The organism is Helicobacter bilis ATCC 51630, from assembly GCF_000686565.1.
GTDB classification, from domain to species: Bacteria; Campylobacterota; Campylobacteria; order Campylobacterales; family Helicobacteraceae; genus Helicobacter_A; species Helicobacter_A bilis.
Genome location: NZ_KK365989.1, coordinates 30,549 through 51,402, shown reverse-complemented (window position 1 = coordinate 51,402; position 20,854 = coordinate 30,549). Strand labels below are relative to the sequence as shown.

Sequence of the window (20,854 nt, the reverse complement as noted above, 5' to 3'; positions counted from 1 at the left end):
TATAGACAAAACAAAGTGTCAAATACTTCAAAAAAGAAAAGCATTAAAGAAACAGAGGAATATGACAATACACCAAGTCTATTTCAAAACTTAGATGAAACATGTTTAGAGACAAAATAAAGTATCAATACAAATAAGAGAGGTAAAACATGAGTAACAATATGCAAATACAAACAACATTTTACGAGCAAGAGTTACATGGAGATATTGCAAATAGAATAGAAACAATCATAATTTCATCAGTGTTAATATCCCCACAAACACAAGCAACAAATTTTCTTTTAAAAGTCCCAAAGTATTGGCTTACAGAGGAATATTATCCATATTATGAAGCCATACAAAAAGCCTATGAGAATAAACAGCTTGATGGTGCTTATATTGTTTCATTACTCATTAATGAATACAGACAACAAGAAAACAATGTCATGCTTATGTTGGCAAATAAACATATTATTACAAATATAGATGATTATCTTAGTTTCTTAGAACAAAAATATATCTTAAGACAACAATATGAGCTTGGCAAAAAACTCTATTATGCTACTAACGAATATAAAATAATCAACATAGAGCAAGAAATACATAACCATAAGCTTTTAAATAGAGAACAATACTCTATTAAAACATTTGCAGAGTGGGATAAATTCTATAAAGAAAACAGCATTAATATACAAAAATACGAGCTAGGAATACCATTTTTAGATGAAACGCTAGATAGAGGCATAGAATTAGGACAATTAGTCTTAATAAGTGGAGAATTTGAAGCAGGTAAAACAAGTCTTGTATTGCAAATATTAGAAAATCTAAGTAAAAATCATAAAACATGTCTATTTAGCTTTGAATTTCCTATACATACACACATTCTAAAAAGACATAAATTCTTTAAAAAAATGATAGAAACAAATAAGCTAACAAAAGAAAATGTAGAAAGCATAAAAAATAATATGATTATCATCGATGAGGGGACAGAGATAAGTGAGATAGAAAATAGAATTGTATCCCTTGCTATTTCAGGTATAAAATTCTTTGCAATAGATTCTCAAATGTGTATTTTTAATGAAAATTTTGCAGGATTGGGAGAGAAAGAGGAATCATCAAAATTTGAAATATTACAAAGATTAGCAAAGAAACACAACATTGTTATCATGCTTATAGTTCAAACAAGCAAAACAGATGATACAAGTCCTATGGGAAGCAAAAAAGGTGCTTATTTTAGTTCAATAATGATACGCATAGAAAATGTCGTTGATGAGAAAACAAAAGAGATAGACCATAGCAGAAAAAAGATTGTATTTCAAAAGAATAAGCAAACAGGCAAAAATCATATACACAATGTATTTTTTGATAGAGAAACAAGAATATTTTATGGCAATGATATTTCAAATAGCAGTGTAGTTAAACACAATCAGGCTATAAAAGAGCAAGTCATAACCATGAAAGAAATGGATTTCATAATGAATAATAAAAGAAATAATATTCAAATACCATTTGATTTTTAATATAAAAAATAAGGAGAAAATATGCAAAAATGTATTGAATACACAAAAATTATTTTAATGTTTAGTGTCTTAATGGTAATGATAAGTGTATATATCGTTGTATTTGGTGTAATTATTGCCTTTTATGCAAGTGTAAAAGCATTTAATACATACAAAGCTAAAAGACATAAGCCACAAGTAATGCCAACACAAAATAATCACATTGCAGACGAGCATGAAAGGATAACACATGTGTAGAAAAAAATTCTATGTTACAAGTTTAGATAAAGTGATATATGCAAATGTTTCTTTTAGACACAACAAAGTTATATATGAAGTGAATGAAAATGAAAGCGTTACATGTAGTCTTAATGATTTTGTATTGACATTGGGAGCAATAGAAATTAATGAAAATACAAATACAACAGAACAGATAATAAAACAACACTTCTTGCTTACAGAACAAGCAAAAGCTAAAAAGAGTAAAGAATTGCTAGAGAAGCAAAAAGAGGAATACAAAAGAATAAAGAATTGTGAAATATAGTTAATATAACTAAGGCATGAATACATAAATAGCAAAATTATTAAATAAAAATTTCTACCTTTAATAAGCCTTATCTCATAGACTTTGAAATATCAGCTAAATATTGTGAATGGCAAGGAAAAGAATTGAAAAATAATATTTACACTAAACACAAAGAAAAACTCGCTCAAATGTATAATATAAATCATTTAAAAGCTAAAAAAGTTGCGTAAATGTATAATATAGTCTCTCTTATCACACCCACACGCTAATCTTTCACTACTTTTCTCTTTTGCATGGTTTCTCCTTGTGTGTTTGCTTTTCTATTATAACAAACTTCGCTCTTGCTTTTGTCAAGGGACACTTCACTCATTTCGTTTCACTCATTCGTTCGTTGGTAGGCTACGCTTTGCTTTGCCTACCCCCTTGACAAAACCGCTCGTTTGTTACCATGAAAAGCAAACTAACACACAAGGAGAAACCATGATTGCAAAAGAGAGAATACAGGAAGTAAAAGATAAGGATTTAGTGAATGTATGTGAAAGATTAGGAATAGAATTGCAAAAGAATGGTAGAAACTATGTAGCAATATGTCCTTTTCATATAGAAAATAAAGCAAGTTTCACAATTAATACACAAAAAAATCTATGGTATTGCTTTGGTTGTGGAGAGGGTGGAGATACAATAAAACTCTACATGAAAATGAAAAATGTAAATTTTGTAAAAGCTATTGATGAGTTAAGCATATTAGCATAATTATAGATAAATAGGCTATATAATATAGTTAAAATAGAATTTATTTAGCAATTATATAGTTATAGTTTAATAATAAAATATATATAAAATATTTATTAAATGATATTAATATAGCATATATTTAGTTTTAATTTATATGTTAATTATATGTATTTTAGTATTTAACTAGCATATAATTATATTTATTTTAATGATAATTTTTACATATATAAATGGTATTTAAATACTAATAAAATGATATATAATCATTAATTAAGCAATAAAAAAATATATAAATATAGGTAATTTTTTAATAATTAAAGGTAAAAGAAAGCATATATTATACATTTACGCAACTTTTTTAGCTTTTAAATGATTTATATTATACATTTGAGCGAGTTTTTTACTTAATTAATACAATCAATAGATTGAAATAATAAATGGCAAGGATTTACAATATAAACTAATCATATAATAAATATATGCTAGTAGCAGTATTCCACTTTGTTTTCAACCGCAGATTATAATAAAAAAACCGCTTTAGTCAAGGGCGTGGTTAGTTTTATTTTTTTGCGGACTAAACTTCACTTACTTGGCAACTCCACTTTACGCAAAAAAATAAAACTAATGGCTTCGCCACCCTTGACTAAATCGCTTTTTTTATGTGGTGTGCGGTTATCAAACAAAGGCGGACTACTGCTAACGAGCTTTAAAACCCCCTTTAAAAGCTTTGTATGTTATACAGCATAAAAGGGCATAAAATAGGTTATAAAAATCATAACTTTTTTATAAAAAATAACATGAAAAAATCGTTAAAAAAGTGCTAAAAAAATATAAAAAAATGCGTAAAATAGGGCTTTTTGTATTGACTTTTTTTTGAAATTTTGTTATAATTATGGCATGAATTTAGAAAGGAAGTTAAAAGGCGATTTTAACTATACTGCTAATATAGATAAAATCAAAATTGACTTTAAGAAACAAAATCAAGCGACATTATAGCTAGATTAAAAAATAAAGTCAAGTTTTTTTTTAGCCTTTTGTTTCTCTTTAGATTCTAAGGGTTATTTGAAATATTAATGTTAAAATAGGTTATAATGCTTTTAGCTTTTTTTGCTAAGGTTTGGCAGTATGAAAGAATATTATAAAAGCTTAAGCGATTTTTTCAAGTCGTTAATGTTATTTTGTGCTACAATTAGCACGGGTTTAATCGCATATATTTACACAAGCAGTGATTATAGCATGTTAGTATTACTTGCTTGTTATGTTTGTTTTATGTGTGCTATTACATGCGGTTTTGTTTCTTATGAATGTATAAGCAAAATCAAAGACAATGAAAGGAGCTAAAACCATGAATCAAGAAATTTTATTAATACCGCCTTTAATTATGTTATTTGCAATGCCTTTAATTTTTGTATTTAAAGCTTATAAAGACATTAAAGACATTGAAACAAGAAAGAGCAAACAAGAGCAAAAGCAAAAATAACCACACTTTAACCCCTTAATACTTCAATAACCTTTTAATTTTACTTGAAAGGTTAAAACAATGTTAGGCTATAATGATTTTTACACTTTAGAAAACCTTGTTAATGTGCTATTAAGAGATAAGCACGAGCAAGAAATACAAGAAAACGAAACCGCACTGCTTGAAACAAAGCTAGAGAACATGGGCGAATCGGAGCTAAAAGAAGCTTTAAAAAATGGCTTTTTTGAGTTTATAAAAGCGGAGCTAACAACAAGGGGGCTAATATGAAAAAAGAAATCAGTAATTACACCTTTGACAGATTTTTAACAAAAATTTGCCCCTTTGGATATGGCGACATTTACAAGGCATTGGAGATATTAAGCGGAATCTACCACGAGAGCGAGACCGCCGACAAATTAGCGGATTTATTCCACGAAAGCCTAGAAAGTGAAATTTTTACAGATTATGAAAAAGTAGATATTTGCTACCTAGCTATTAATCACACTTTAGAAAAGGCACAAGGCATACTAAATAGACTCGGCTATAATATAGACTTAAATGAGCTTTTAAACCCTTATTATGACAGCATGGCAAGTTTTTTTAATTGCGAATCGGATTCTACATTAGCGGACGCCTTAGAAATAGCAGTTGATTATAGCAACATGGAGCTACTACAAGCAATCATAAAAGGCGAAATTAGGCTAAGAAAGAAAGCATAAGGGGGGGGCAAAATGAAAATATCAAAATTTTATGCGACAAGGCAGACAAACAGGGCAACAGGGGCAACATATTATAACGCTATTTCATCACACAAAAGGAACATAACGGGCTTAAAATCCGCCTTATGTGTGTTTTTATGCCAAAGCAGTTTTAAAGGCGAGTTAGTAGAGTTTGGGACAATAGAAGCAAATAAAATTAGTTTTATATCAAACCGCAAAAGCTTTAAAAAGCATAATGACATACAAGCCTTGCTAAAACATGTAAAAGAACAAGAGCCTATAACATGCTATTTTGAAAAGTGCATAAATGCTAAACATTGCGTATTGTTAGACAACAAGAAAGGGGAATAACATGCTACAACAACACATCAAAACACTAGAGAGAGCAAAGGGCGGAGACTTGCGAGCTATTGACAGCTTACAAGAGCCTATAACAGAATTTTACGAAGTTACACTACTTCAACAAGAACAAGGAACATTATATACGCTTGTTAGTGTAGGAAGCGTGGAAACAGCAACCAAGAATCTAACCGAAGCCGAGCAAACCGCTTTAATCTTAATGCGTGAAACAGGGCTAAAACATGCGATTATTAAGAACGCCAACGAGAAGCACAGAGTCGGACTCGACCATAAACAAGGGCTTGTTAAGTGGTAAGCCCACGCTAAAAAAATCGGCGTAAATGAATTGTTTGTTATAGTAGCCTTGCTACGCAAGGCAGAGATTAAAAAGTTTTTTTAATTATTATTAAGTGTTAATTTAATAGTAATTAAAAAATAAATAAGTGTTTAAAAAGGAAAGGATAAAAAAATGTTACTAAGTGAAGTTTTAGAAAATGAAGATTTAAGATTAAATGCGGAAGCATTAGAAATGATAGCGGATAATTATCCCATTCTATTGAGTTTGCAAAGGTTAGATTGTGATAAAAAATACACAACATAAAAAATTATTCACATTTTGGCACAGAGCAAGAAAGGGCAGAGATGATAAAAGAGCTAGAAAAGAAAAAAGAGAGTCAAGAGCTAGATTTTGATTTTTTGAGAGATGAGCTAGAAACCCTGCAATATCCCATAAGTAGCACAGGGCATGCGTTATGTTGGTATGCAACAGCGGAAAAATTCTATGATGAAAACGAAAAAGAGATAAGTGAATATTTTGATAATCTTTGCAATGAATGCGAAACAGATTTTATAGAAATGAGCGTTACAGAGATTTTAAATCAACCAGACAGGGCAAAACATAGAATCATTGAGGGATATTTACTAAGTTTAGCAAGTGAATTAATGGATTATGAAATAAGCGAAAGTGATTTAGAATCACAAGACAGCGAAACAGAAGCATAAAGGGGACAAAATGAAAACTATTTTTTATATATGCAATGTAATGCAAAATGATTATTCAATGCAGATTTTAAAAAAGCTATTTTGTGAAAAGGATATTATTTTTTGCTTATCAGTGCTTTACCCAACATATCAAAAAGAATCAGCACAAAAGCTTAACGAGTTAATTAACAGCGAGTTAGCAAGGACAAGGGCAGAATCTCAAAATATAGACATATTAAAGATAACAAGGGAACATTTAAAAAACATAATGTGTATATTACCAAATAAGGAGTAAAACACATGAGAACAAAATATCAAATTATAGATTGTTTTGTAGCAGAACAATTACAAGGCGAATATTACAGCGGATTTACACGCAGTAGAGTTTTTGTAAGCATAAGCTTAAAAGATATGATTAACTATCTAGCAAAGACATACAAAGAAGCGGAGCTAGACAACAGAGACAGCAAAAAAAGAATATACGAACATTTTACAAGGAATAATAATCGTATATTTTTGGATAGCAAAGACAGCGACATAACAGAACTAACAATCCATAAAGAAAAAATGTTAGTTAATGATAAAAACGAGTTTTCATCACTTGAATTTTACAAAGCTGATGAAATCGTAGAAATAGAGTAATGAAACCAAAAGAAAGGAAAAAGACATGCAACAATATGAAGTAATTGAATCTAGCATAATGGATTCTATGCAATCACTAGATAACATTTTTTCAAATGAATTTTGCGAAGTAGGCATATTACAGCAAGAAAAGGTAATTAAAAGCATAAACCAAGAGCTAGAAAGGTTAAAAGATACTTTAGAGCAAAACAAGCTTGATTTTTTAGAAAGACAAGCCGAGCCAACAGACTTTGAATATGGCAAAACCGAATTTTATTCTATAAAAATATGGAATGAAATCAACAATACAACGCTAGAAACCATTTTCATGTTACAGCTTAATATCAAAGAAACAAAAGAAGCTTTGAAAAAAGCGGAATACATACTAAATAGCACAGGCTTTAATCATGCAATGATTTTTAATTGCAATGAAAGCTTACAAATAGAGAGAAAGGGCGAAAATGTAGAAATTATTAGACATTTTGAAAAGGTGAAAAACGCATAAAAATCGGCGGAAAAGAATTATTTGTTATAGTTGCCTTGCTACGCAAGGCAGAGATTAAGAAGTTTTTTTAATTATTATTAAGTGTTAAATTAATAGTAATTAAAAAATAAATAAGTGTTTAAAAAGGAAAGGATAAACACATGCAAATATTGACAAAAAGGCAACAAGAAAACGAAATTATAAAAGCATTTAAAGAAAGAATGCAAGAGAGTGTAAAGAGTTTTAAAAATCCAATCATGCGAGAAATATACCTAGATAATATTTTATTGCAAACCGACTCAATAAGGCTACATAAAAAGGGAATGATGAGTAAATATGTTTATACAAACTTTATAAGCATATTAAACGAGCTTAAAGAAGCAAATTAACAAGAGAAAGGATTAACAGATGAGTATATGCCACAAAGAAAGATTAGACAAAAAAGCAAGAGACAAGTTAATTAAAGACATAGAGTATTTTATAACAGAAAGAAAAAAGTTAAGTAGCTTTTATAAAGGTATAAAGGAAGTTATCTTTGAAAAAAGCAAGTTAAGAACCTACTATGATTATAGGGCAGGATTATTTTATTTTACATACAAAGGGAGAGAAACAATAAAAGACAAAGATAACTTTAAATGGCATTCAATAAATGATTTTGGATATTTTTACCATGATACAGCTATCCAAATAATAGATTTTTTGCAAAATATGGAAACAACAAGAAAGGATTAAAACATGCAAATTTTTATACCGACAAAAATTTTTCAGTGGAAAGTAAGCAAAAATGAATTTAACAGCATATATAAAACATTGCATATCACAAAAGAATATGTAATTTTTACAGATAGCAAAGTGCTAGTTAAAGTGTATTGTAATAATAGCCAATTAGAATGCGATGAGTTAAACCTTGATTTTTACAGCCTTAAAAACTTAATCAAAGTAGGCAGTAAAAAAAGTGGAGAAATATCCTTTAATGCAAACATAAAAGAACATGAAGTAGAAATCATGTATAAAAGCGATAAAGGGATTATAAGCGGTAAAGTAGAAAGATTTAAAAAATATGTAGATTATAAAAACATATATGATAAATTCCAATACACATATAAAGCCAAATTATCAAGTGAATTTAGCAAACTTGCATTATTTGATAGATTTTCAAAAATGGTTATTGAGTTTAAAGACAATCTCATAACAGCAAAAATAGGTAATGCAAGAATTGCAAAGCAAAGAGAGAATATAGACAGCACAGAGCTTAAAGGGGTAACAATCGCATTGCAAACAAGCAAAAATTCAATGATAACACTAGACACAAAGAAAGAAGCAACATGGTATTTTAAAGATGATATAAACCCTTATGGGATTATACAGCACGACTTAGAAAATACCATTGACATAGTAGAAATGCCAATAATTAAATAATGCAAGTTTAAAGAGAAAGGATACAGCATGAAAGTAGAAAACATTGCAAAGACTTACAATACATTGACAAAGTATATAAGAGACACAATTTTTTGCAACAATGGAGAAAATAGGATAATGTATAAAGTAAAAAATAAGTTTTATTTTATAAGCGAAAAAGATAATACTTGCAAATGTGTTTGTGAAGTAGATTCTAGCTTTTTAGAATGTATAGATACAGACTTAAAAGAAAATGTTATTTTTTCTTATTGTAGTCATAGTGATTATGATATAGAAAAACAATTAGAAAAACTACAAGAAAATAAAGAGAAACATGTATTTGCAATATTTGATTCTATCCTAGCAGAAATAGACAGACAAGACCTATTAGAAAGTAGCTTTTTTAATTTTTGCATTAATCAAATTGAAAGAGAAAATAATATTGTTTATGATAAAAGCATAGCAGATTCTAGCATAGATACAAATATGCAAGAAACAGACACAGAGCCAACAGAAGCAGACTTTAATACAGAAAACACAGAATCTAGCATTAAAGACAATGAAACACAATTAGATAAAGCAGAGTTTAATACAAACATAGAAAACAAATATATAAACGACATGCAATCTATTACCAAAGAAGCTAATATCACAGATAAAGACACAATAGAAAAGCTTATGTGCTTAAAAGATGATATAAGCAAACATGTTAAACTTATAGAATCGTTGCATGATGAAAGAGAAGCAAAAATAGAATTTGAAAAGATTTTTAAATTACATTTTATAGATATTACAATGACATATCCACAAGCATATAATGGCATAGCAAATAATCAAGTGTTAAAAGAAAAATTGAAAGAAGTAATCTTTGAAGCAATCAAACAAGAAAACACAGAATCTATTGCAAGAAAAGATTTTTCTAACAAATCTTTACAGAACACAGAATCTAAACAAGAACTAGATTTAAAAGCTAAAAGGAAACCATTACTAGCTTTTAGCATGAAAGATATATCTTTATCACATAAACAGCATAAAAGCTTTACAGACTACAAGCATATAAATAGCTTTAATAGTGTAATTGAAAAAAGGGTTATAAAGGCAGTCATTGCAAAGGAGAGAAGCCCACCAAAAGCGAGAGCTAAAAACGGAGCGGAAGCAGGGCGAAAAACACCACGCAACCCAGCCCCACCCAAGTTTTTTGTGAGTAGGTAAAAGTATTTTATGATATTTTATAATCTTTTATGATTAATTATCATAAATAGACATGATTTAAAATAGATAATAGTGTTTTAAGATTAAAAATGTTGTTTTAATGTTAAAGATGATATTTTGCATTAAAATAATGTTTTTAACATTATATTTCATATTAAAGGATATACAATGATTATTGCAGTAGCAAATGAAAAAGGCGGTAGTGGAAAAACTACTTTAAGTGTGAATCTAGCTATACAATTTAGCATGGATAAAAAGGAAGTGCTATTGCTAGATACAGACCCACAAAGAAGCAGTGAAGCTTTTTGTAATGTGAGGACTAATGAGAATAAAGATTTAACTTTTCATTGCTTATCAAAGATAGGCGACTCATTAGCAAAGGAAGTGAAAAGCTTAGAATCTAAATATGATATTATCATCATAGATACAGGCGGTAGAGATTCTAAGGAAATGCGATTAGCTTTGATTGTAGTAGATATTGTATTAATACCGCTTATCCCTAGTCAATATGATATTATGGTATTAAGCAAGATGAATGAGATATACGAACAAGCTAGAGTGTTTAACGAGAAGTCAAAAGCTTATATCATCGTTACAAAAGCTAGTCCTAATCCATTTTTGCAAAAAAAGGTGGATAATCTAAAAACATATATTAAAGAACAAAAATTAGAGAATTTGTCTCTAATGGATTCAGTAATATATGAGAGAGAAGCATATAGAAATGCAGTAGAATATGGCATGGGGATAACAGAATTTTGCAATGAAAGTGATAAGGCATATACAGATTTTATGAGTTTGTATAAAGAAATCCATAACAACATGAAATGATTTAAAATAAATCATAATGTTTTATGTTAAAATAGCATGATTTAACATGTTTTAATATAAATTATGAGAAAGGATACACATGACTTTAATAATTGAAAATGTAAAAAAAGAATATGTGGAAGCATTTCAAGGATTAGCAAATGGTGTTAAAGCAAACATGAAAACACTTGTAGAATGCAATGACAATAATGCTACTACACAGGGCATAAATGATGAAGTAAGCTATATAGATAAGACAAATCATATAAGTGAGAATCTTACAGAAAATGGCTATACAGATGAGTTTGAAAAAGAGTTGTTAGCTGAACTAAATGATATTAGGCAACAAGTGATAGCAGGGACATTAAAAACCTATAATAGTGCTAGAGAAATGCACGATGATATTTTAGAGAGAAATACCCTTGAAAAAGAGGTATGCAATGCCTAAATATAAGATTACTTACGCAAAATCTTATAAAAAATCTATCAAAAAGCTAGATAATAGCGACATTATGTTAGTAGAAAATATTATTGATAGATTGGCAAATGATGAGATTTTAGAGCAAAAATACAATAATCACAGATTAAAAGGCAATCTAAATGGATTGTTTGAATGTCATGTGAAGCCAAACTTGCTTTTAATATATAGCAAGGATAGTGAGATGTTAGAATTAGTGGCTTTAAGAGTTGGTAGCCATAGTGATTTATTTAAAAAATGAAAGGATAGAAAATGTTTAAAAGTGTAAATCTAAATCAAAAGACAGAAAATGCAAATGATGATAAATTACAAGAGTTTATCAACAATGCAAGTGGTAGTGAGCCTACTAGAAAAATAGGTGGCGTGAAAAAAGGTATGATTCTAAAAGATGAGAAAGACAAAAGAGTAAAAAGAATAACACTCTATCTCACACAAGAGGAACATGACTATTTAAAGAGTATTGCTAAATCATATAGAATGACAATAGCAGAGTATTCAAGGACAAAGCTTTTAACAGATGATAAGCCAATAGAGATTATTTAAAGGGTAAGGTCAGCATGAAAGACACAAAAGAAGTAAAAAGAGGTAGAGGCAGACCTAAGGGGTCAAGAAAAAAAGCCCCAACATTTATTCGTAGCTTTAGAGTTACCCAAGAATTAAGCGATTTTTGCCAAAGTCTTGACAATACTAACGAATTTATAAAAAATTTAATTGTTAATAGCAAAGAGTATCAAGCATTTATTGCAAAAACAGCCGAGCAAGAAAACAAAGACCAACCAAGTCTATTTTAAAGATAAAGTGCTATATCATACATTTTAGCGTTCAATACCTTTATTTTTATCATTTTGCAATGCGGTTTTAGATTCTATTTTGGAATCTTTTGTGGTATCGTTTATAGAATCTTTTTTAGCATAAATGTTATAACCATATTCTTTGTTAAGATAAGCTTTAAAATCATCTATGGCAGTGATATATTTTTTAGCAAAGAAATTTTCTAACTCACCACTTAAAGCTTGTTTCAAATAAAGTTCCTTTAAAGGTATATCATCATCAAATTTCTTAATCTTTGCATACCATTCTACAAATTGTTTGTAAAATTCTTTACTCTCTTTTAATTGTGATTCAGGTAATTCTTGCAACTCTTTTGGAGTATCTTTTGAAACATTTTGTGTTGCAGTAATATCCTTTTTCTCTTTTTCTTTTTGCCTTAAATACACCATATAATCAAGTAATCCGCTATCATTATATTGTATAAAATATTGTTCTATCGTATTATTTTTAGCTTTTTCAGTTAAACTCTTTCTAATATAATTAGCATTAAAATCATTAAATTTTCTATCTTGTATATACCACTCAATAAAATCTTTATAATATTGTAATTTATCGTGTTGTTCTTGTTTTTGTTTAAATTCCTCTTGTTTTTTTACCATATAAGTATCTATTTTATCTTTCAATTCATTCTTATCATTTTCACTCATTCGATAATCTTTGTTATCTAAATAAGTAACAAGTGTCATAAACTCTTTGTGATAATAATTCAAGGTATTTAAGCTATACTTATCCCATTCCTTTTCATTTGTAAGAATACTTTCATAATGTAAGATTTTTTCATTAATGATTTTATCTAGCACAACGCTATTTTCTTTAAGCGTATTAAAATAATTCTCATAAATCTTAGAATCTGTAAGAGCATATTTATCCATATTATGCAAACTTCTCATTTTTTTATCTAAATTCTTACAAGCATAGATAAGACTAAAACTATTCGTATGTATATTAAAATGCTTTAATAAAAGATTATCAAATTGTTGTTGCATTGATAAATGTATCTCTAATGCTTTTTGTTCCTCTCGTATTTGATTTTGTATATTCCTAGCAACATCTAATTGAGATTTTGTAGCACCTCTTTTATGTTTAAGTATAAAATCTAAATATCTCTCTTTAGCTTTAGTAACTAATGCTTTATCATCTGTATCTTTTGAAAATTCTTGCCTATGGTATCTTGCTTCTCTCTCTACTTCTCTAATATGTTTATCAATAGAATTATAATCTTTAGATAATAATCTTTTTTCATGGCGTTTTGTTTTTATAGTTTTACTTATCTCTTTAATCTGTTTTAATGCAAAAAACATAACAGATTTATCAGGGTATTGTGGAATACTATCAAACAAAGCCCCTATTGCTTTTTTATCCTTTTTATTTGAAGTTAAAATCTTTTCTACTTCTTTTAAAACCTTTGATTTTTCTACATAAAAATATAACTCTTGTGATTTTATGTCATCAATTATATTTTGTAACTCATCTCTTTGCTTTTGTAAATCGTTTAAATCATCATTTAATATATCAGTCTTTTTACTTATATTATCTCTTTTTTTAAGCAATCTGTCTCTATCTTTATCTAATTGTTCTATCGTATCTTTATAGTAATCATTATGCCCTATGGTATCTAAAAAACTAGATTTACTTAATATACTTTCTCTCTCAACTCTTTGTGCGTTAGAATAATATAAACCATGAAAATTTAGAGCTATTGCAAAATCATTTTTAATATCAGTAAAAAAATCTCTAATATCACTTTTTTCTTTAAAATGAAGTTTCTTATGTGTAATCATATTTCGTTTATTAACTACTACATGTATATGCGGATTATTTTGATGAGTATGCAAAACTTGTATATATTTATGTGCGTAAAAATGCTTATCCATTACAGCTTTAACACTCTCTTGTAAAGCTTTAATATTCCTATCAGTTAATTCCTCATTAATAGAGAAGCATAAATGCCAGCTATCTTTAGAATTTTTATGAGTGCCAAAATCATTTTTCCAATCACTCATTATTTCTTTAAGAGATACAGAATTTCCAAGTTCATCAATAGCATAACTTGAATCTGAATGTCTAATAACATAGCTAATAGCATTATATGTCCCTCTTTTATCTAAATTAGAGAGTGTTTTTACAACAACTTGCCTTGAATGTCTAGCAGGACGCCTTACAAAAAATAAATAACTATCCTTAGCTTTTTCGTGTGGAATTCTAGGGTATCTTTTTTGTATTCTAGTATCTTTATCCTCCCAAAAAACATACTTATCTTTTTGCATATCCTCAAATGCTTTAAAGACTAAATCAAATTGTTTATATGGATTATAAGACATTGAAATTATTCCTTAAAAATATCAGCGTGCATGTCTTGCGGATTATCATAAGATTTTAACTTGCCTTGCTTATATAATTCTATTGCTTCATTAGCTTCATTTAACCAATTATCTAATGTGCTAGGACTATGAGTGCAATCATGCAAAACATCTATCGTTGCATTAGAATCTAAATCTAGCACAGCCCTAATAGCCTTTATCGTTTTTGCATTCGCCCCATTATAACAAAATAAGAGTAAGTTTTAACACAATATTTTAGTCAGTAGTAGTGGCAGGATAACCATTTTGTATATACAAATATAGGGGGAAACTTCGTGTGGTAGGGCATTCAAGCTATATATGTTTTTTATCATATTTTTTGTGATAGAAAGCAAATAGAATAAGAAAAATATCTTATACAAGCAATATTTTTTGATACAAGTAAAATCTATATACACGCAATATTTATTTTCTAAACTTGAAATGTGAAAATCACTCCATACACGCTAAATGTATTCATACAAGCAAATGACCTTAAGACAGGTAAAATTTTAGATACATGCTTTAAATATTTGCGTGAGAAGTAAAACTACTCAATATACAAGCAATACATATAGCATACAAGCCATATAATCTATACATGTAGATTCTTTGATACAAGCCTAATTTATTCAAATATGCAAGTTCTATCTTTGATACATGTAATATCATAAAAATATACAAGTAAAATTCACATTCATACATGCAATATTTTTGATACAAGAAGCATAAATTTTTGTTGATATTTTTTGATTAATTTTACATGTAATTTTTTCTTGTATATAAAAAACATATATAAAGAAATATATAATTTTTTCAAAAAAATAGCCACTTTTTAATCAAAAAATACACGCAAAATTATTTTTTTTCATACCAGCAAACTCCCTTATACAAGTAGTTTCATCACTCAAAAATTAATGGTAACAAAATATATAAAAATAATCTCTGTTTTTTATGATAGCTTTTAATAGTAGTTTTTGAATTTTTACCAAAGGATATAACATGTTAAAAAATGCTAAGAATGTGATAGCAAAAATCAAGTCTAGCACAAAAAGAAATCTTGCCATACTCTTTTGTTTTTTACTATGCACCCCTATTGCATTTGCAGACTTAGGACATCTAAAAGACAAGGTAACACAAGAGATGAAAACAACAGGTGCAACCATTATGAGTATTTTAAACACCGTAGTTGCAACGATAGGTGTTATCTATGTCATCATCATAGGTTTTATGTTTCTCTTTAAGCATGAAGCATTTAAAGAAAATTCTAAAGCTTTAATCACAGGTTTAGTTGCAGTTGGTGCGTTATTTGGAATTACAGCAGGAACAGGTGCGTTTTTAAATTAATCCCACAAAGAGTTTAATATGATTAACACTTACAATCTAAGAGAGCTTACAAAAAAAGATAAAGTAAGAGGCTTATCTCGCAATGCGTGGGTATTACTCATGCTAGTTGGCACATTACTTTTTATCATCTTTTTTCTGTGGGGTATTTTAATGACATTATTTTTAGCCATTGTGTTAGCCATAATGGAGTTTTTTGATGAGGATATTTATGACATTACTTTCACAAAATTAAACTATTCATTCAAAGGTTTTTACTATGCTTGATTTTAAAGGCTTATTTTCAAAAATAATAAAATCAAAAGACACAGAAAAAACTAACAATGAAAGTGTTAATAATGAAAATAATGTAACTAGTAGTGATAAAAATATATTTATTGACAACATAAATAAATTTTCAGCTATGTTAGAAAGTATCATTTTCAAAGAACCTTTAGTGCATTCACTATCTTATGAGAATAATATTGCATACAAGCTTGATGAAAAAATACTTATCACAAGAGATGGCAATATTTGTGCTGGATTAAAGCTAGAGGGCATAAGTTATGCAGGTGCTACACAAGATAATGAGCTAGAATTAGCACAAACAAGAATGCGATTTTTTAATAGATTAGATTCTAGTATAGAACTTAATATTGTTTGCAAAAAAGAATTGATTGATTTGAACTTAGAGGAAAGAAAAACAAACAATCATGTTGCAAATCAAATTATAAGCAAATGGGAGAATGCCACCAAAGCTTATAAAATCAATTATTATCTCATTTTCTCCACAAAAACAAAACGAGTTACAGGCTTTTTTGAATCTAAGAAGCGTGCTTTAACAGAGGAGAGGGCTGAAAATGAGAATAAGGAAAATAGATATAAAGATAAAGTAGCAAAGATGAATGAGATTTTAGGTTTAGCTAAAAAAGATTTAGCTGAATTGAAAGTCAAAGAGCTAACTAGCAATGACCTACTTAATCTTTATGCTACTTATTCCAATATGAGTGAAACAAAGCTTAGATATAGTTATGATTTAATCACAGATTGTTATATGACAAGTGATGTAGAATTTAAAAAAGACTACATGATTTTTTACACAAATAGAAATGAAACAATCTATGCAAGATTTATAAGTGTAAAAGCTTATGAATCAGAAGCTATCAACAAGGCTAAACGAACAAGAACTTTTGCAGTAGATATTGTAAAAAATGAACTTGATTTATTGGTGCAAGAATTACAAAGCGATAGAGAAAATATCATAAAAGTATCTCTATCTATAATGATTATCTCAAAAGATAGCCTTGCAGATTTAAATGAACAAACTGAAAGCATAAGGGCATTATTAGAATCTCAAAGTCTATCAGTTGCTAAAGAAACACTCAATCAAAAGCCCTTATTCTTTAGTTTTTATCCTAGTCGTGGAAATCTTAATGCAAGGCAGAGACACCAAACAAGTGCGGTATTATCAACATTATGCACCTTTGAAAATGATATTTTAGGTAACAAGTCAAACAGGTGGGGCAAACAACCTATAACTATATTCAAACATTTAAGTGGAAGTCCTTATTTTTTCAACTTCCATGATAGCGATTCAAACTCTAGCGTAGGACATACTCTAGTTATAGGCGGAACAGGTTATGGTAAGACTACAATCATGCAATTTTTAATGTTAAATCTATTCAAATACGATATTAACATTTTTGCTATGGATAAAATGAGAGGTATGCACAATTTCACTCATTTTGTAGAGGGAGAATACCATGATTTAGAAAACTCTAGCTTTAAGTTTAATCCATTTTCATTAGAAAATACAGAGGCAAATAATACATTCCTAAAAACATGGCTATGTCAAATGGGACAAATTGATGACACCAACCATGATTTTAAAGATATTGTAACAACAGCTTTAACAAGCATAAGGAATGTAGAGGGACATAGAGAACATCATATTAACTCATTTAAAGATTTTTATGATTCACTCACACTACCAAACGACCCAAATGCAAATCTAAAGCAACAATTCGCAGAATTTAAAGATTCCTTATTTAATAGCCAAGAATGTGCTTTAAACTTTAATAAGCAATTATCTATACTTAATATGGACTCTATTCTTACAAATCCACAAATAACAGCCCTATCAGCTATGTATATGTTTCATAAGATAAAAACCATATCACAAGCACAGAATAAGGGCTTTTTTATATGGATTGATGAGCTAAGAGACTATTTAGCTGATGAAAATATGAAAGACCGAATTATTGAAGCCATTGTAGAAATTAGAAAAATCAATGGTGTTATTACAATGGGGATACAAAACCTTGACTTCTTAGACAGAGTAAGCAATTCAAATACTTTCATAGACAATATGAGTAACTATATTGTATTCCCTACAAGTGATAGCAAGAACTTAGATAGATTGAAAGTAGATTTATCACTAAGTGATACTGAAATAAACTTCTTAAAAACCGCAGGTAAGGAATCAAGGCAGATTCTCTTTAAACAAAAAGAAGTGGGTAGTTGTATTTTAGAAGTAGATTTATCAAGGCTTGGAGACTATTTAAGGGTATTTTCAAGTAGTAGCGATGATGTAGCATTGCTAAAACATTTAAAAGAAAACTATCCAGCTAATTGGCGAGATATGTATCTAAAAAACATAAGAAAGTAAGGAGCTAACATGAAACTAAAATTACTTTGCATAACACTATGTGCTTTAAGCTTTGTAGCTTGTAATCAAAACAGACACCTAAAGCCACCAAAGAAAAGCCCTTGTGCTTGTTATGATTTAAAAGTGGATATGGAAAATGTAGAAATAGGCTTTTTAGATTCTAAATGTAGCGTAAGGAAATAGTTATGATGGACGACAAAGAATTAAAAAAAGACCCTAACTACATTTATCAAACAGAACGCACATTAAAGCAAACTATGTTTTTAATCATACTTGCATTATGTGTGGTAATAGTGTTTTTAGTAATAGGCTTTTTTGTATTACTACCTTTGAAGCAAAAACAACCTTATCTAGTGTTTTTCTCAAATGCAGATACAAACTTTGTAAGAGTGGAACAAGCAAACTACAATATAAGGGCAGATGAAGCTTTACTTAAAAGCATACTTGCAAGTTATCTTTTAAATAGAGAGATTATCAATAGAATTGATGATATAGAACGCTTTGAAAAGGTAAGAATACAAAGTAGCTATGATGTATGGGATATGTTTGAAAAAATTGTTAAGCAAGATGGCTCAATATACCAAGAAAAAGATATATATTGCAATGTAAAGATTATAAACCTATCCATTCTTAGCAAGAACATAGCAAATATTGACTTTGTAACAGAAACATTCAATATAGGCGAACCCAACAAAATATTAACAAAAAGATATAGGGCAACCCTAGAATATGACTTTAAGAACCAAGAATTAAGCTATGACAATGTGCCAGAAAATCCAAGCGGATTTGTAGTAAAAGGTTATGCCTTAACAGAGATTTTTGATAACACAAAATAGGATATAGCATGAGTAGAGATATAACAATAAGAATTGATACTAAATTACTTGCAATAGGATTAGCAGGAATTATAGCTTATCAAGCTAGTAGCAATTACATAAATGCTAAAGTGTGGAATGCAAATGATGAAGCAGAGTTACAAAGGCGAGTGCAAGAGGGACAAGCCCAACAATTAGAAATGGTAAGAGAAATGGCAAAAATCCAAAACGACCAATTAAGAGAGCAAGAAAGGATTAAAGCCGAAGCAAGAGGAGAATCGCCCCTGCATTCTAGCCAAACAAATTTTAAGGATAGCGTTGTTATTAAAAGCAGTAACAAACCCAATAAAGATGATATACCAAAAGATAAATCTGCAACAACAGCAGTAATTATGCCACCACAAGCACAAACACAAGAGGGACAAGCCCCCAACCACAACCTCTAACAAAAGAACAAATAGACCTTATGATACAAGCCATGAAAGCACAAAATCAAAGGGCATTGCAAAAAGGCTTTTTTGATTTTAACTTTAATCCGCAAACAAGCACACTCAATCTTTTAGAAACAAAAGAGGGCTTAATGCGGATTAGAACACGCTATGGAATGAATACAACACTAATATTTGAAAGCCCTATTGAAAACTACATATTGGGTAACGATAACGCATTTAGCATAAATGAGTTACATAATATGGATAATGCACTCTATATCACACCAAAACTCATAGGTATTGATACAAACCTTACCGTATTCACAAAAGATAAAAAGATTTTTAACTTTTATCTTTTTAGCACAGATTATAGAGCCAACAATTTACCACACTTAATCGTAAGAGTAGAAACACCATATACAGAGGAAGAAAGAATAGCCCTAGCACTAGAGAGAATAAGGCTAGAAGCACTTGATAGGGATAAATATATAACAATAGGCGAGGGTATAGAATCTATAAGGATAAATAAAGCAGATATTGATAAAAGATATATTCAAAAGGCTAAAAAGAAACATAAACACCTTTTAGCCGAACAAATCTTTAGTGATAAACAATTTACCTATTTTAAATATGACAAGGAAAAGTATCCGCAATTACCAGCAGTATGGGTAGTCATTGATAAATTAGATTCACCTATCCCAACAAGAGTAGTAGGAGACTATATTATAGTTGAAAGCGTGGCAGACAAATTCACTATAAGACTAGGCGACTCTTATGTTTGCGTAAGGAAAAAAGTATGATAAACATTAAAAGAGCATTAATAATCATACCTGTAACTTCATGCCTTTTATATGCAAATGCAGAGAATGAGGATTTAAAGTATCTATTAAAGGATTCTAATACTAAATTCCCTGTGAGTGATTATATATGGCAGGAACAAAGACCAAAACAAAATGTAAGTGATTTTTACAATTCACAAAGCAATACAAATAATCCAGCCAAACCAAATAGCAATCTTGCAACAAAGGGCAATCAAGTTAAGTTGGTGGGCTATGATGAGAATGGCAATCCTATCTACATGGACGAAAATGGAAACCTAGTAGATAAGAATGGCAATCTCATACTAGATTCAAATGGTAATCCTATTAAGGTAAAAATAGGTAAAGACGGAAAGCCTATCTTAGTAGATTCTAACGGAAACTTAGTTGAT

The 20,854-nt window shown here is 29.2% G+C and carries 32 protein-coding genes and 1 pseudogene; 31 read left to right on the top strand and 2 right to left on the bottom strand.

Going from position 1 to position 20,854, the window contains the following annotated elements; genetic code table 11:
• The first annotated feature begins 149 nt into the window (after window positions 1-149).
• The 23 genes from T368_RS15840 (at window position 150) to T368_RS14330 (ending at window position 12,028) form a co-directional block, all read left to right on the top strand.
• Entirely contained in the window at window positions 150-1,499 is a 1,350-nt protein-coding gene (locus T368_RS15840; protein WP_004089389.1) for an RAD55 family ATPase, read from the top strand.
• Window positions 1,500-1,520: 21 nt separating this feature from the next.
• Window positions 1,521-1,736 carry a hypothetical protein gene (locus T368_RS0112820; RefSeq protein ID WP_004089392.1) on the top strand — a complete coding sequence of 72 codons (216 nt, stop codon included), beginning with the start codon at window positions 1,521-1,523 and terminating at the stop codon, window positions 1,734-1,736.
• The gene (locus T368_RS0112815; RefSeq protein WP_004089395.1) at window positions 1,729-2,022 is read left to right on the top strand and encodes a hypothetical protein; all 294 of its coding nucleotides are present in this window, start codon (window positions 1,729-1,731) and stop codon (window positions 2,020-2,022) included. The genes T368_RS0112820 and T368_RS0112815 overlap by 8 nt, the downstream gene beginning before the upstream one ends.
• Window positions 2,023-2,484: 462 nt before the next feature.
• Entirely contained in the window at window positions 2,485-2,757 is a 273-nt protein-coding gene (locus T368_RS0112800) for a CHC2 zinc finger domain-containing protein (protein ID WP_004089398.1), read from the top strand.
• A gap of 1,327 nt (window positions 2,758-4,084) precedes the next feature.
• A complete protein-coding gene (locus T368_RS17250; protein ID WP_004089404.1) occupies window positions 4,085-4,219 on the top strand; it encodes a hypothetical protein in 135 nt (44 codons plus the stop codon).
• Window positions 4,220-4,279: 60 nt separating this feature from the next.
• The gene (locus tag T368_RS0112780) at window positions 4,280-4,486 is read left to right on the top strand and encodes a hypothetical protein (RefSeq protein ID WP_004089408.1); all 207 of its coding nucleotides are present in this window, start codon (window positions 4,280-4,282) and stop codon (window positions 4,484-4,486) included.
• On the top strand, window positions 4,483-4,917 hold the full coding sequence (locus T368_RS0112775; protein ID WP_004089410.1) for a hypothetical protein: 435 nt from the start codon (window positions 4,483-4,485) through the stop codon (window positions 4,915-4,917). Before T368_RS0112780 ends, T368_RS0112775 begins: the two co-directional genes overlap by 4 nt.
• 12 nt (window positions 4,918-4,929) lie before the next feature.
• Complete coding sequence (locus tag T368_RS0112770; protein ID WP_004089412.1) at window positions 4,930-5,268, top strand: hypothetical protein; 339 nt, start codon at window positions 4,930-4,932, stop codon at window positions 5,266-5,268.
• 1 nt (window position 5,269) lies between these two features.
• A complete protein-coding gene (locus T368_RS0112765; protein ID WP_004089415.1) occupies window positions 5,270-5,572 on the top strand; it encodes a hypothetical protein in 303 nt (100 codons plus the stop codon).
• Window positions 5,573-5,725: 153 nt separating this feature from the next.
• On the top strand, window positions 5,726-5,857 hold the full coding sequence (locus T368_RS17245; protein WP_004089416.1) for a hypothetical protein: 132 nt from the start codon (window positions 5,726-5,728) through the stop codon (window positions 5,855-5,857).
• 41 nt (window positions 5,858-5,898) lie between these two features.
• The gene (locus T368_RS0112755) at window positions 5,899-6,258 is read left to right on the top strand and encodes a hypothetical protein (protein WP_004089418.1); all 360 of its coding nucleotides are present in this window, start codon (window positions 5,899-5,901) and stop codon (window positions 6,256-6,258) included.
• A gap of 10 nt (window positions 6,259-6,268) precedes the next feature.
• Window positions 6,269-6,532: a hypothetical protein gene (locus tag T368_RS0112750; RefSeq protein WP_004089421.1), complete on the top strand. Its 264-nt coding sequence runs from the start codon at window positions 6,269-6,271 to the stop codon at window positions 6,530-6,532.
• A gap of 5 nt (window positions 6,533-6,537) precedes the next feature.
• Window positions 6,538-6,879: a hypothetical protein gene (locus T368_RS0112745; protein WP_004089425.1), complete on the top strand. Its 342-nt coding sequence runs from the start codon at window positions 6,538-6,540 to the stop codon at window positions 6,877-6,879.
• Window positions 6,880-6,904: 25 nt separating this feature from the next.
• Window positions 6,905-7,363 (top strand): hypothetical protein, encoded by a 459-nt coding sequence (locus T368_RS0112740; RefSeq protein ID WP_004089428.1) that lies wholly within the window; start codon window positions 6,905-6,907, stop codon window positions 7,361-7,363.
• Between the two features lie 140 nt (window positions 7,364-7,503).
• A complete protein-coding gene (locus T368_RS0112735) occupies window positions 7,504-7,731 on the top strand; it encodes a hypothetical protein (protein ID WP_004089431.1) in 228 nt (75 codons plus the stop codon).
• A gap of 19 nt (window positions 7,732-7,750) precedes the next feature.
• Window positions 7,751-8,074: a hypothetical protein gene (locus tag T368_RS0112730; RefSeq protein ID WP_004089433.1), complete on the top strand. Its 324-nt coding sequence runs from the start codon at window positions 7,751-7,753 to the stop codon at window positions 8,072-8,074.
• Between the two features lie 3 nt (window positions 8,075-8,077).
• Entirely contained in the window at window positions 8,078-8,761 is a 684-nt protein-coding gene (locus T368_RS0112725) for a hypothetical protein (protein WP_004089435.1), read from the top strand.
• A gap of 27 nt (window positions 8,762-8,788) precedes the next feature.
• Window positions 8,789-9,952, top strand: a complete 1,164-nt coding sequence (locus tag T368_RS0112720) for a hypothetical protein (protein ID WP_004089502.1) — start codon at window positions 8,789-8,791, stop codon at window positions 9,950-9,952.
• Window positions 9,953-10,120: 168 nt separating this feature from the next.
• A complete protein-coding gene (locus T368_RS0112715) occupies window positions 10,121-10,780 on the top strand; it encodes an AAA family ATPase (protein ID WP_004089501.1) in 660 nt (219 codons plus the stop codon).
• 79 nt (window positions 10,781-10,859) lie between these two features.
• Entirely contained in the window at window positions 10,860-11,207 is a 348-nt protein-coding gene (locus T368_RS0112710; RefSeq protein ID WP_004089499.1) for a hypothetical protein, read from the top strand.
• The gene (locus tag T368_RS0112705; RefSeq protein ID WP_004089497.1) at window positions 11,200-11,478 is read left to right on the top strand and encodes a type II toxin-antitoxin system YafQ family toxin; all 279 of its coding nucleotides are present in this window, start codon (window positions 11,200-11,202) and stop codon (window positions 11,476-11,478) included. The genes T368_RS0112710 and T368_RS0112705 overlap by 8 nt, the downstream gene beginning before the upstream one ends.
• Before the next feature lie 11 nt (window positions 11,479-11,489).
• Complete coding sequence (locus tag T368_RS0112700; RefSeq protein ID WP_004089495.1) at window positions 11,490-11,780, top strand: hypothetical protein; 291 nt, start codon at window positions 11,490-11,492, stop codon at window positions 11,778-11,780.
• A gap of 14 nt (window positions 11,781-11,794) precedes the next feature.
• Window positions 11,795-12,028 (top strand): hypothetical protein, encoded by a 234-nt coding sequence (locus T368_RS14330; RefSeq protein ID WP_004089494.1) that lies wholly within the window; start codon window positions 11,795-11,797, stop codon window positions 12,026-12,028.
• Between the two features lie 24 nt (window positions 12,029-12,052).
• On the opposite strand, the gene T368_RS14750 is transcribed toward T368_RS14330, so the two are convergent.
• A complete protein-coding gene (locus tag T368_RS14750; RefSeq protein ID WP_004089493.1) occupies window positions 12,053-14,389 on the bottom strand; it encodes a relaxase/mobilization nuclease domain-containing protein in 2,337 nt (778 codons plus the stop codon).
• Window positions 14,390-14,394: 5 nt separating this feature from the next.
• Entirely contained in the window at window positions 14,395-14,571 is a 177-nt protein-coding gene (locus T368_RS15835; RefSeq protein ID WP_004089492.1) for a hypothetical protein, read from the bottom strand.
• Between the two features lie 838 nt (window positions 14,572-15,409).
• Between T368_RS15835 and T368_RS0112680 the strand changes: the two genes are divergently transcribed.
• The 8 genes and pseudogenes from T368_RS0112680 to T368_RS16070 all read left to right on the top strand — a co-directional run.
• The gene (locus T368_RS0112680; protein ID WP_004089491.1) at window positions 15,410-15,754 is read left to right on the top strand and encodes a TrbC/VirB2 family protein; all 345 of its coding nucleotides are present in this window, start codon (window positions 15,410-15,412) and stop codon (window positions 15,752-15,754) included.
• Between the two features lie 18 nt (window positions 15,755-15,772).
• Window positions 15,773-16,018 carry a hypothetical protein gene (locus T368_RS0112675; RefSeq protein ID WP_004089490.1) on the top strand — a complete coding sequence of 82 codons (246 nt, stop codon included), beginning with the start codon at window positions 15,773-15,775 and terminating at the stop codon, window positions 16,016-16,018.
• Window positions 16,011-18,398, top strand: coding sequence for a VirB4 family type IV secretion/conjugal transfer ATPase (locus T368_RS0112670; RefSeq protein WP_004089489.1), 2,388 nt, complete (start codon window positions 16,011-16,013; stop codon window positions 18,396-18,398). Before T368_RS0112675 ends, T368_RS0112670 begins: the two co-directional genes overlap by 8 nt.
• 9 nt (window positions 18,399-18,407) lie before the next feature.
• Window positions 18,408-18,581 (top strand): hypothetical protein, encoded by a 174-nt coding sequence (locus T368_RS16250; protein WP_004089487.1) that lies wholly within the window; start codon window positions 18,408-18,410, stop codon window positions 18,579-18,581.
• 2 nt (window positions 18,582-18,583) lie between these two features.
• Window positions 18,584-19,234, top strand: coding sequence for a VirB8 family type IV secretion system protein (locus T368_RS0112660; protein ID WP_004089485.1), 651 nt, complete (start codon window positions 18,584-18,586; stop codon window positions 19,232-19,234).
• An 8-nt stretch (window positions 19,235-19,242) separates the two neighbouring features.
• Window positions 19,243-19,659 carry a hypothetical protein gene (locus T368_RS0112655; RefSeq protein ID WP_004089483.1) on the top strand — a complete coding sequence of 139 codons (417 nt, stop codon included), beginning with the start codon at window positions 19,243-19,245 and terminating at the stop codon, window positions 19,657-19,659.
• 20 nt (window positions 19,660-19,679) lie between these two features.
• Complete coding sequence (locus T368_RS14320; RefSeq protein WP_004089481.1) at window positions 19,680-20,444, top strand: TrbG/VirB9 family P-type conjugative transfer protein; 765 nt, start codon at window positions 19,680-19,682, stop codon at window positions 20,442-20,444.
• Window positions 20,441-20,854: pseudogene (locus T368_RS16070) on the top strand (hypothetical protein); the annotation flags it as partial. The gene T368_RS14320 and the pseudogene T368_RS16070, both read left to right, overlap by 4 nt.

What these genes read in the sequence shown, in the direction of transcription:
- T368_RS15840 (WP_004089389.1), top strand. Translation starts at nt 150, where the DNA reads ATGAGTAACAATATGCAAATACAAACAACATTTTACGAGCAAGAGTTA.
- T368_RS0112820 (WP_004089392.1), top strand. Translation starts at nt 1,521, where the DNA reads ATGCAAAAATGTATTGAATACACAAAAATTATTTTAATGTTTAGTGTC.
- T368_RS0112815 (WP_004089395.1), top strand. Translation starts at nt 1,729, where the DNA reads ATGTGTAGAAAAAAATTCTATGTTACAAGTTTAGATAAAGTGATATAT.
- T368_RS0112800 (WP_004089398.1), top strand. Translation starts at nt 2,485, where the DNA reads ATGATTGCAAAAGAGAGAATACAGGAAGTAAAAGATAAGGATTTAGTG.
- T368_RS17250 (WP_004089404.1), top strand. Translation starts at nt 4,085, where the DNA reads ATGAATCAAGAAATTTTATTAATACCGCCTTTAATTATGTTATTTGCA.
- T368_RS0112780 (WP_004089408.1), top strand. Translation starts at nt 4,280, where the DNA reads ATGTTAGGCTATAATGATTTTTACACTTTAGAAAACCTTGTTAATGTG.
- T368_RS0112775 (WP_004089410.1), top strand. Translation starts at nt 4,483, where the DNA reads ATGAAAAAAGAAATCAGTAATTACACCTTTGACAGATTTTTAACAAAA.
- T368_RS0112770 (WP_004089412.1), top strand. Translation starts at nt 4,930, where the DNA reads ATGAAAATATCAAAATTTTATGCGACAAGGCAGACAAACAGGGCAACA.
- T368_RS0112765 (WP_004089415.1), top strand. Translation starts at nt 5,270, where the DNA reads ATGCTACAACAACACATCAAAACACTAGAGAGAGCAAAGGGCGGAGAC.
- T368_RS17245 (WP_004089416.1), top strand. Translation starts at nt 5,726, where the DNA reads ATGTTACTAAGTGAAGTTTTAGAAAATGAAGATTTAAGATTAAATGCG.
- T368_RS0112755 (WP_004089418.1), top strand. Translation starts at nt 5,899, where the DNA reads ATGATAAAAGAGCTAGAAAAGAAAAAAGAGAGTCAAGAGCTAGATTTT.
- T368_RS0112750 (WP_004089421.1), top strand. Translation starts at nt 6,269, where the DNA reads ATGAAAACTATTTTTTATATATGCAATGTAATGCAAAATGATTATTCA.
- T368_RS0112745 (WP_004089425.1), top strand. Translation starts at nt 6,538, where the DNA reads ATGAGAACAAAATATCAAATTATAGATTGTTTTGTAGCAGAACAATTA.
- T368_RS0112740 (WP_004089428.1), top strand. Translation starts at nt 6,905, where the DNA reads ATGCAACAATATGAAGTAATTGAATCTAGCATAATGGATTCTATGCAA.
- T368_RS0112735 (WP_004089431.1), top strand. Translation starts at nt 7,504, where the DNA reads ATGCAAATATTGACAAAAAGGCAACAAGAAAACGAAATTATAAAAGCA.
- T368_RS0112730 (WP_004089433.1), top strand. Translation starts at nt 7,751, where the DNA reads ATGAGTATATGCCACAAAGAAAGATTAGACAAAAAAGCAAGAGACAAG.
- T368_RS0112725 (WP_004089435.1), top strand. Translation starts at nt 8,078, where the DNA reads ATGCAAATTTTTATACCGACAAAAATTTTTCAGTGGAAAGTAAGCAAA.
- T368_RS0112720 (WP_004089502.1), top strand. Translation starts at nt 8,789, where the DNA reads ATGAAAGTAGAAAACATTGCAAAGACTTACAATACATTGACAAAGTAT.
- T368_RS0112715 (WP_004089501.1), top strand. Translation starts at nt 10,121, where the DNA reads ATGATTATTGCAGTAGCAAATGAAAAAGGCGGTAGTGGAAAAACTACT.
- T368_RS0112710 (WP_004089499.1), top strand. Translation starts at nt 10,860, where the DNA reads ATGACTTTAATAATTGAAAATGTAAAAAAAGAATATGTGGAAGCATTT.
- T368_RS0112705 (WP_004089497.1), top strand. Translation starts at nt 11,200, where the DNA reads ATGCCTAAATATAAGATTACTTACGCAAAATCTTATAAAAAATCTATC.
- T368_RS0112700 (WP_004089495.1), top strand. Translation starts at nt 11,490, where the DNA reads ATGTTTAAAAGTGTAAATCTAAATCAAAAGACAGAAAATGCAAATGAT.
- T368_RS14330 (WP_004089494.1), top strand. Translation starts at nt 11,795, where the DNA reads ATGAAAGACACAAAAGAAGTAAAAAGAGGTAGAGGCAGACCTAAGGGG.
- T368_RS14750 (WP_004089493.1), bottom strand. Translation starts at nt 14,389, where the DNA reads ATGTCTTATAATCCATATAAACAATTTGATTTAGTCTTTAAAGCATTT.
- T368_RS0112680 (WP_004089491.1), top strand. Translation starts at nt 15,410, where the DNA reads ATGTTAAAAAATGCTAAGAATGTGATAGCAAAAATCAAGTCTAGCACA.
- T368_RS0112675 (WP_004089490.1), top strand. Translation starts at nt 15,773, where the DNA reads ATGATTAACACTTACAATCTAAGAGAGCTTACAAAAAAAGATAAAGTA.
- T368_RS0112670 (WP_004089489.1), top strand. Translation starts at nt 16,011, where the DNA reads ATGCTTGATTTTAAAGGCTTATTTTCAAAAATAATAAAATCAAAAGAC.
- T368_RS16250 (WP_004089487.1), top strand. Translation starts at nt 18,408, where the DNA reads ATGAAACTAAAATTACTTTGCATAACACTATGTGCTTTAAGCTTTGTA.
- T368_RS0112660 (WP_004089485.1), top strand. Translation starts at nt 18,584, where the DNA reads ATGATGGACGACAAAGAATTAAAAAAAGACCCTAACTACATTTATCAA.
- T368_RS0112655 (WP_004089483.1), top strand. Translation starts at nt 19,243, where the DNA reads ATGAGTAGAGATATAACAATAAGAATTGATACTAAATTACTTGCAATA.
- T368_RS14320 (WP_004089481.1), top strand. Translation starts at nt 19,680, where the DNA reads ATGATACAAGCCATGAAAGCACAAAATCAAAGGGCATTGCAAAAAGGC.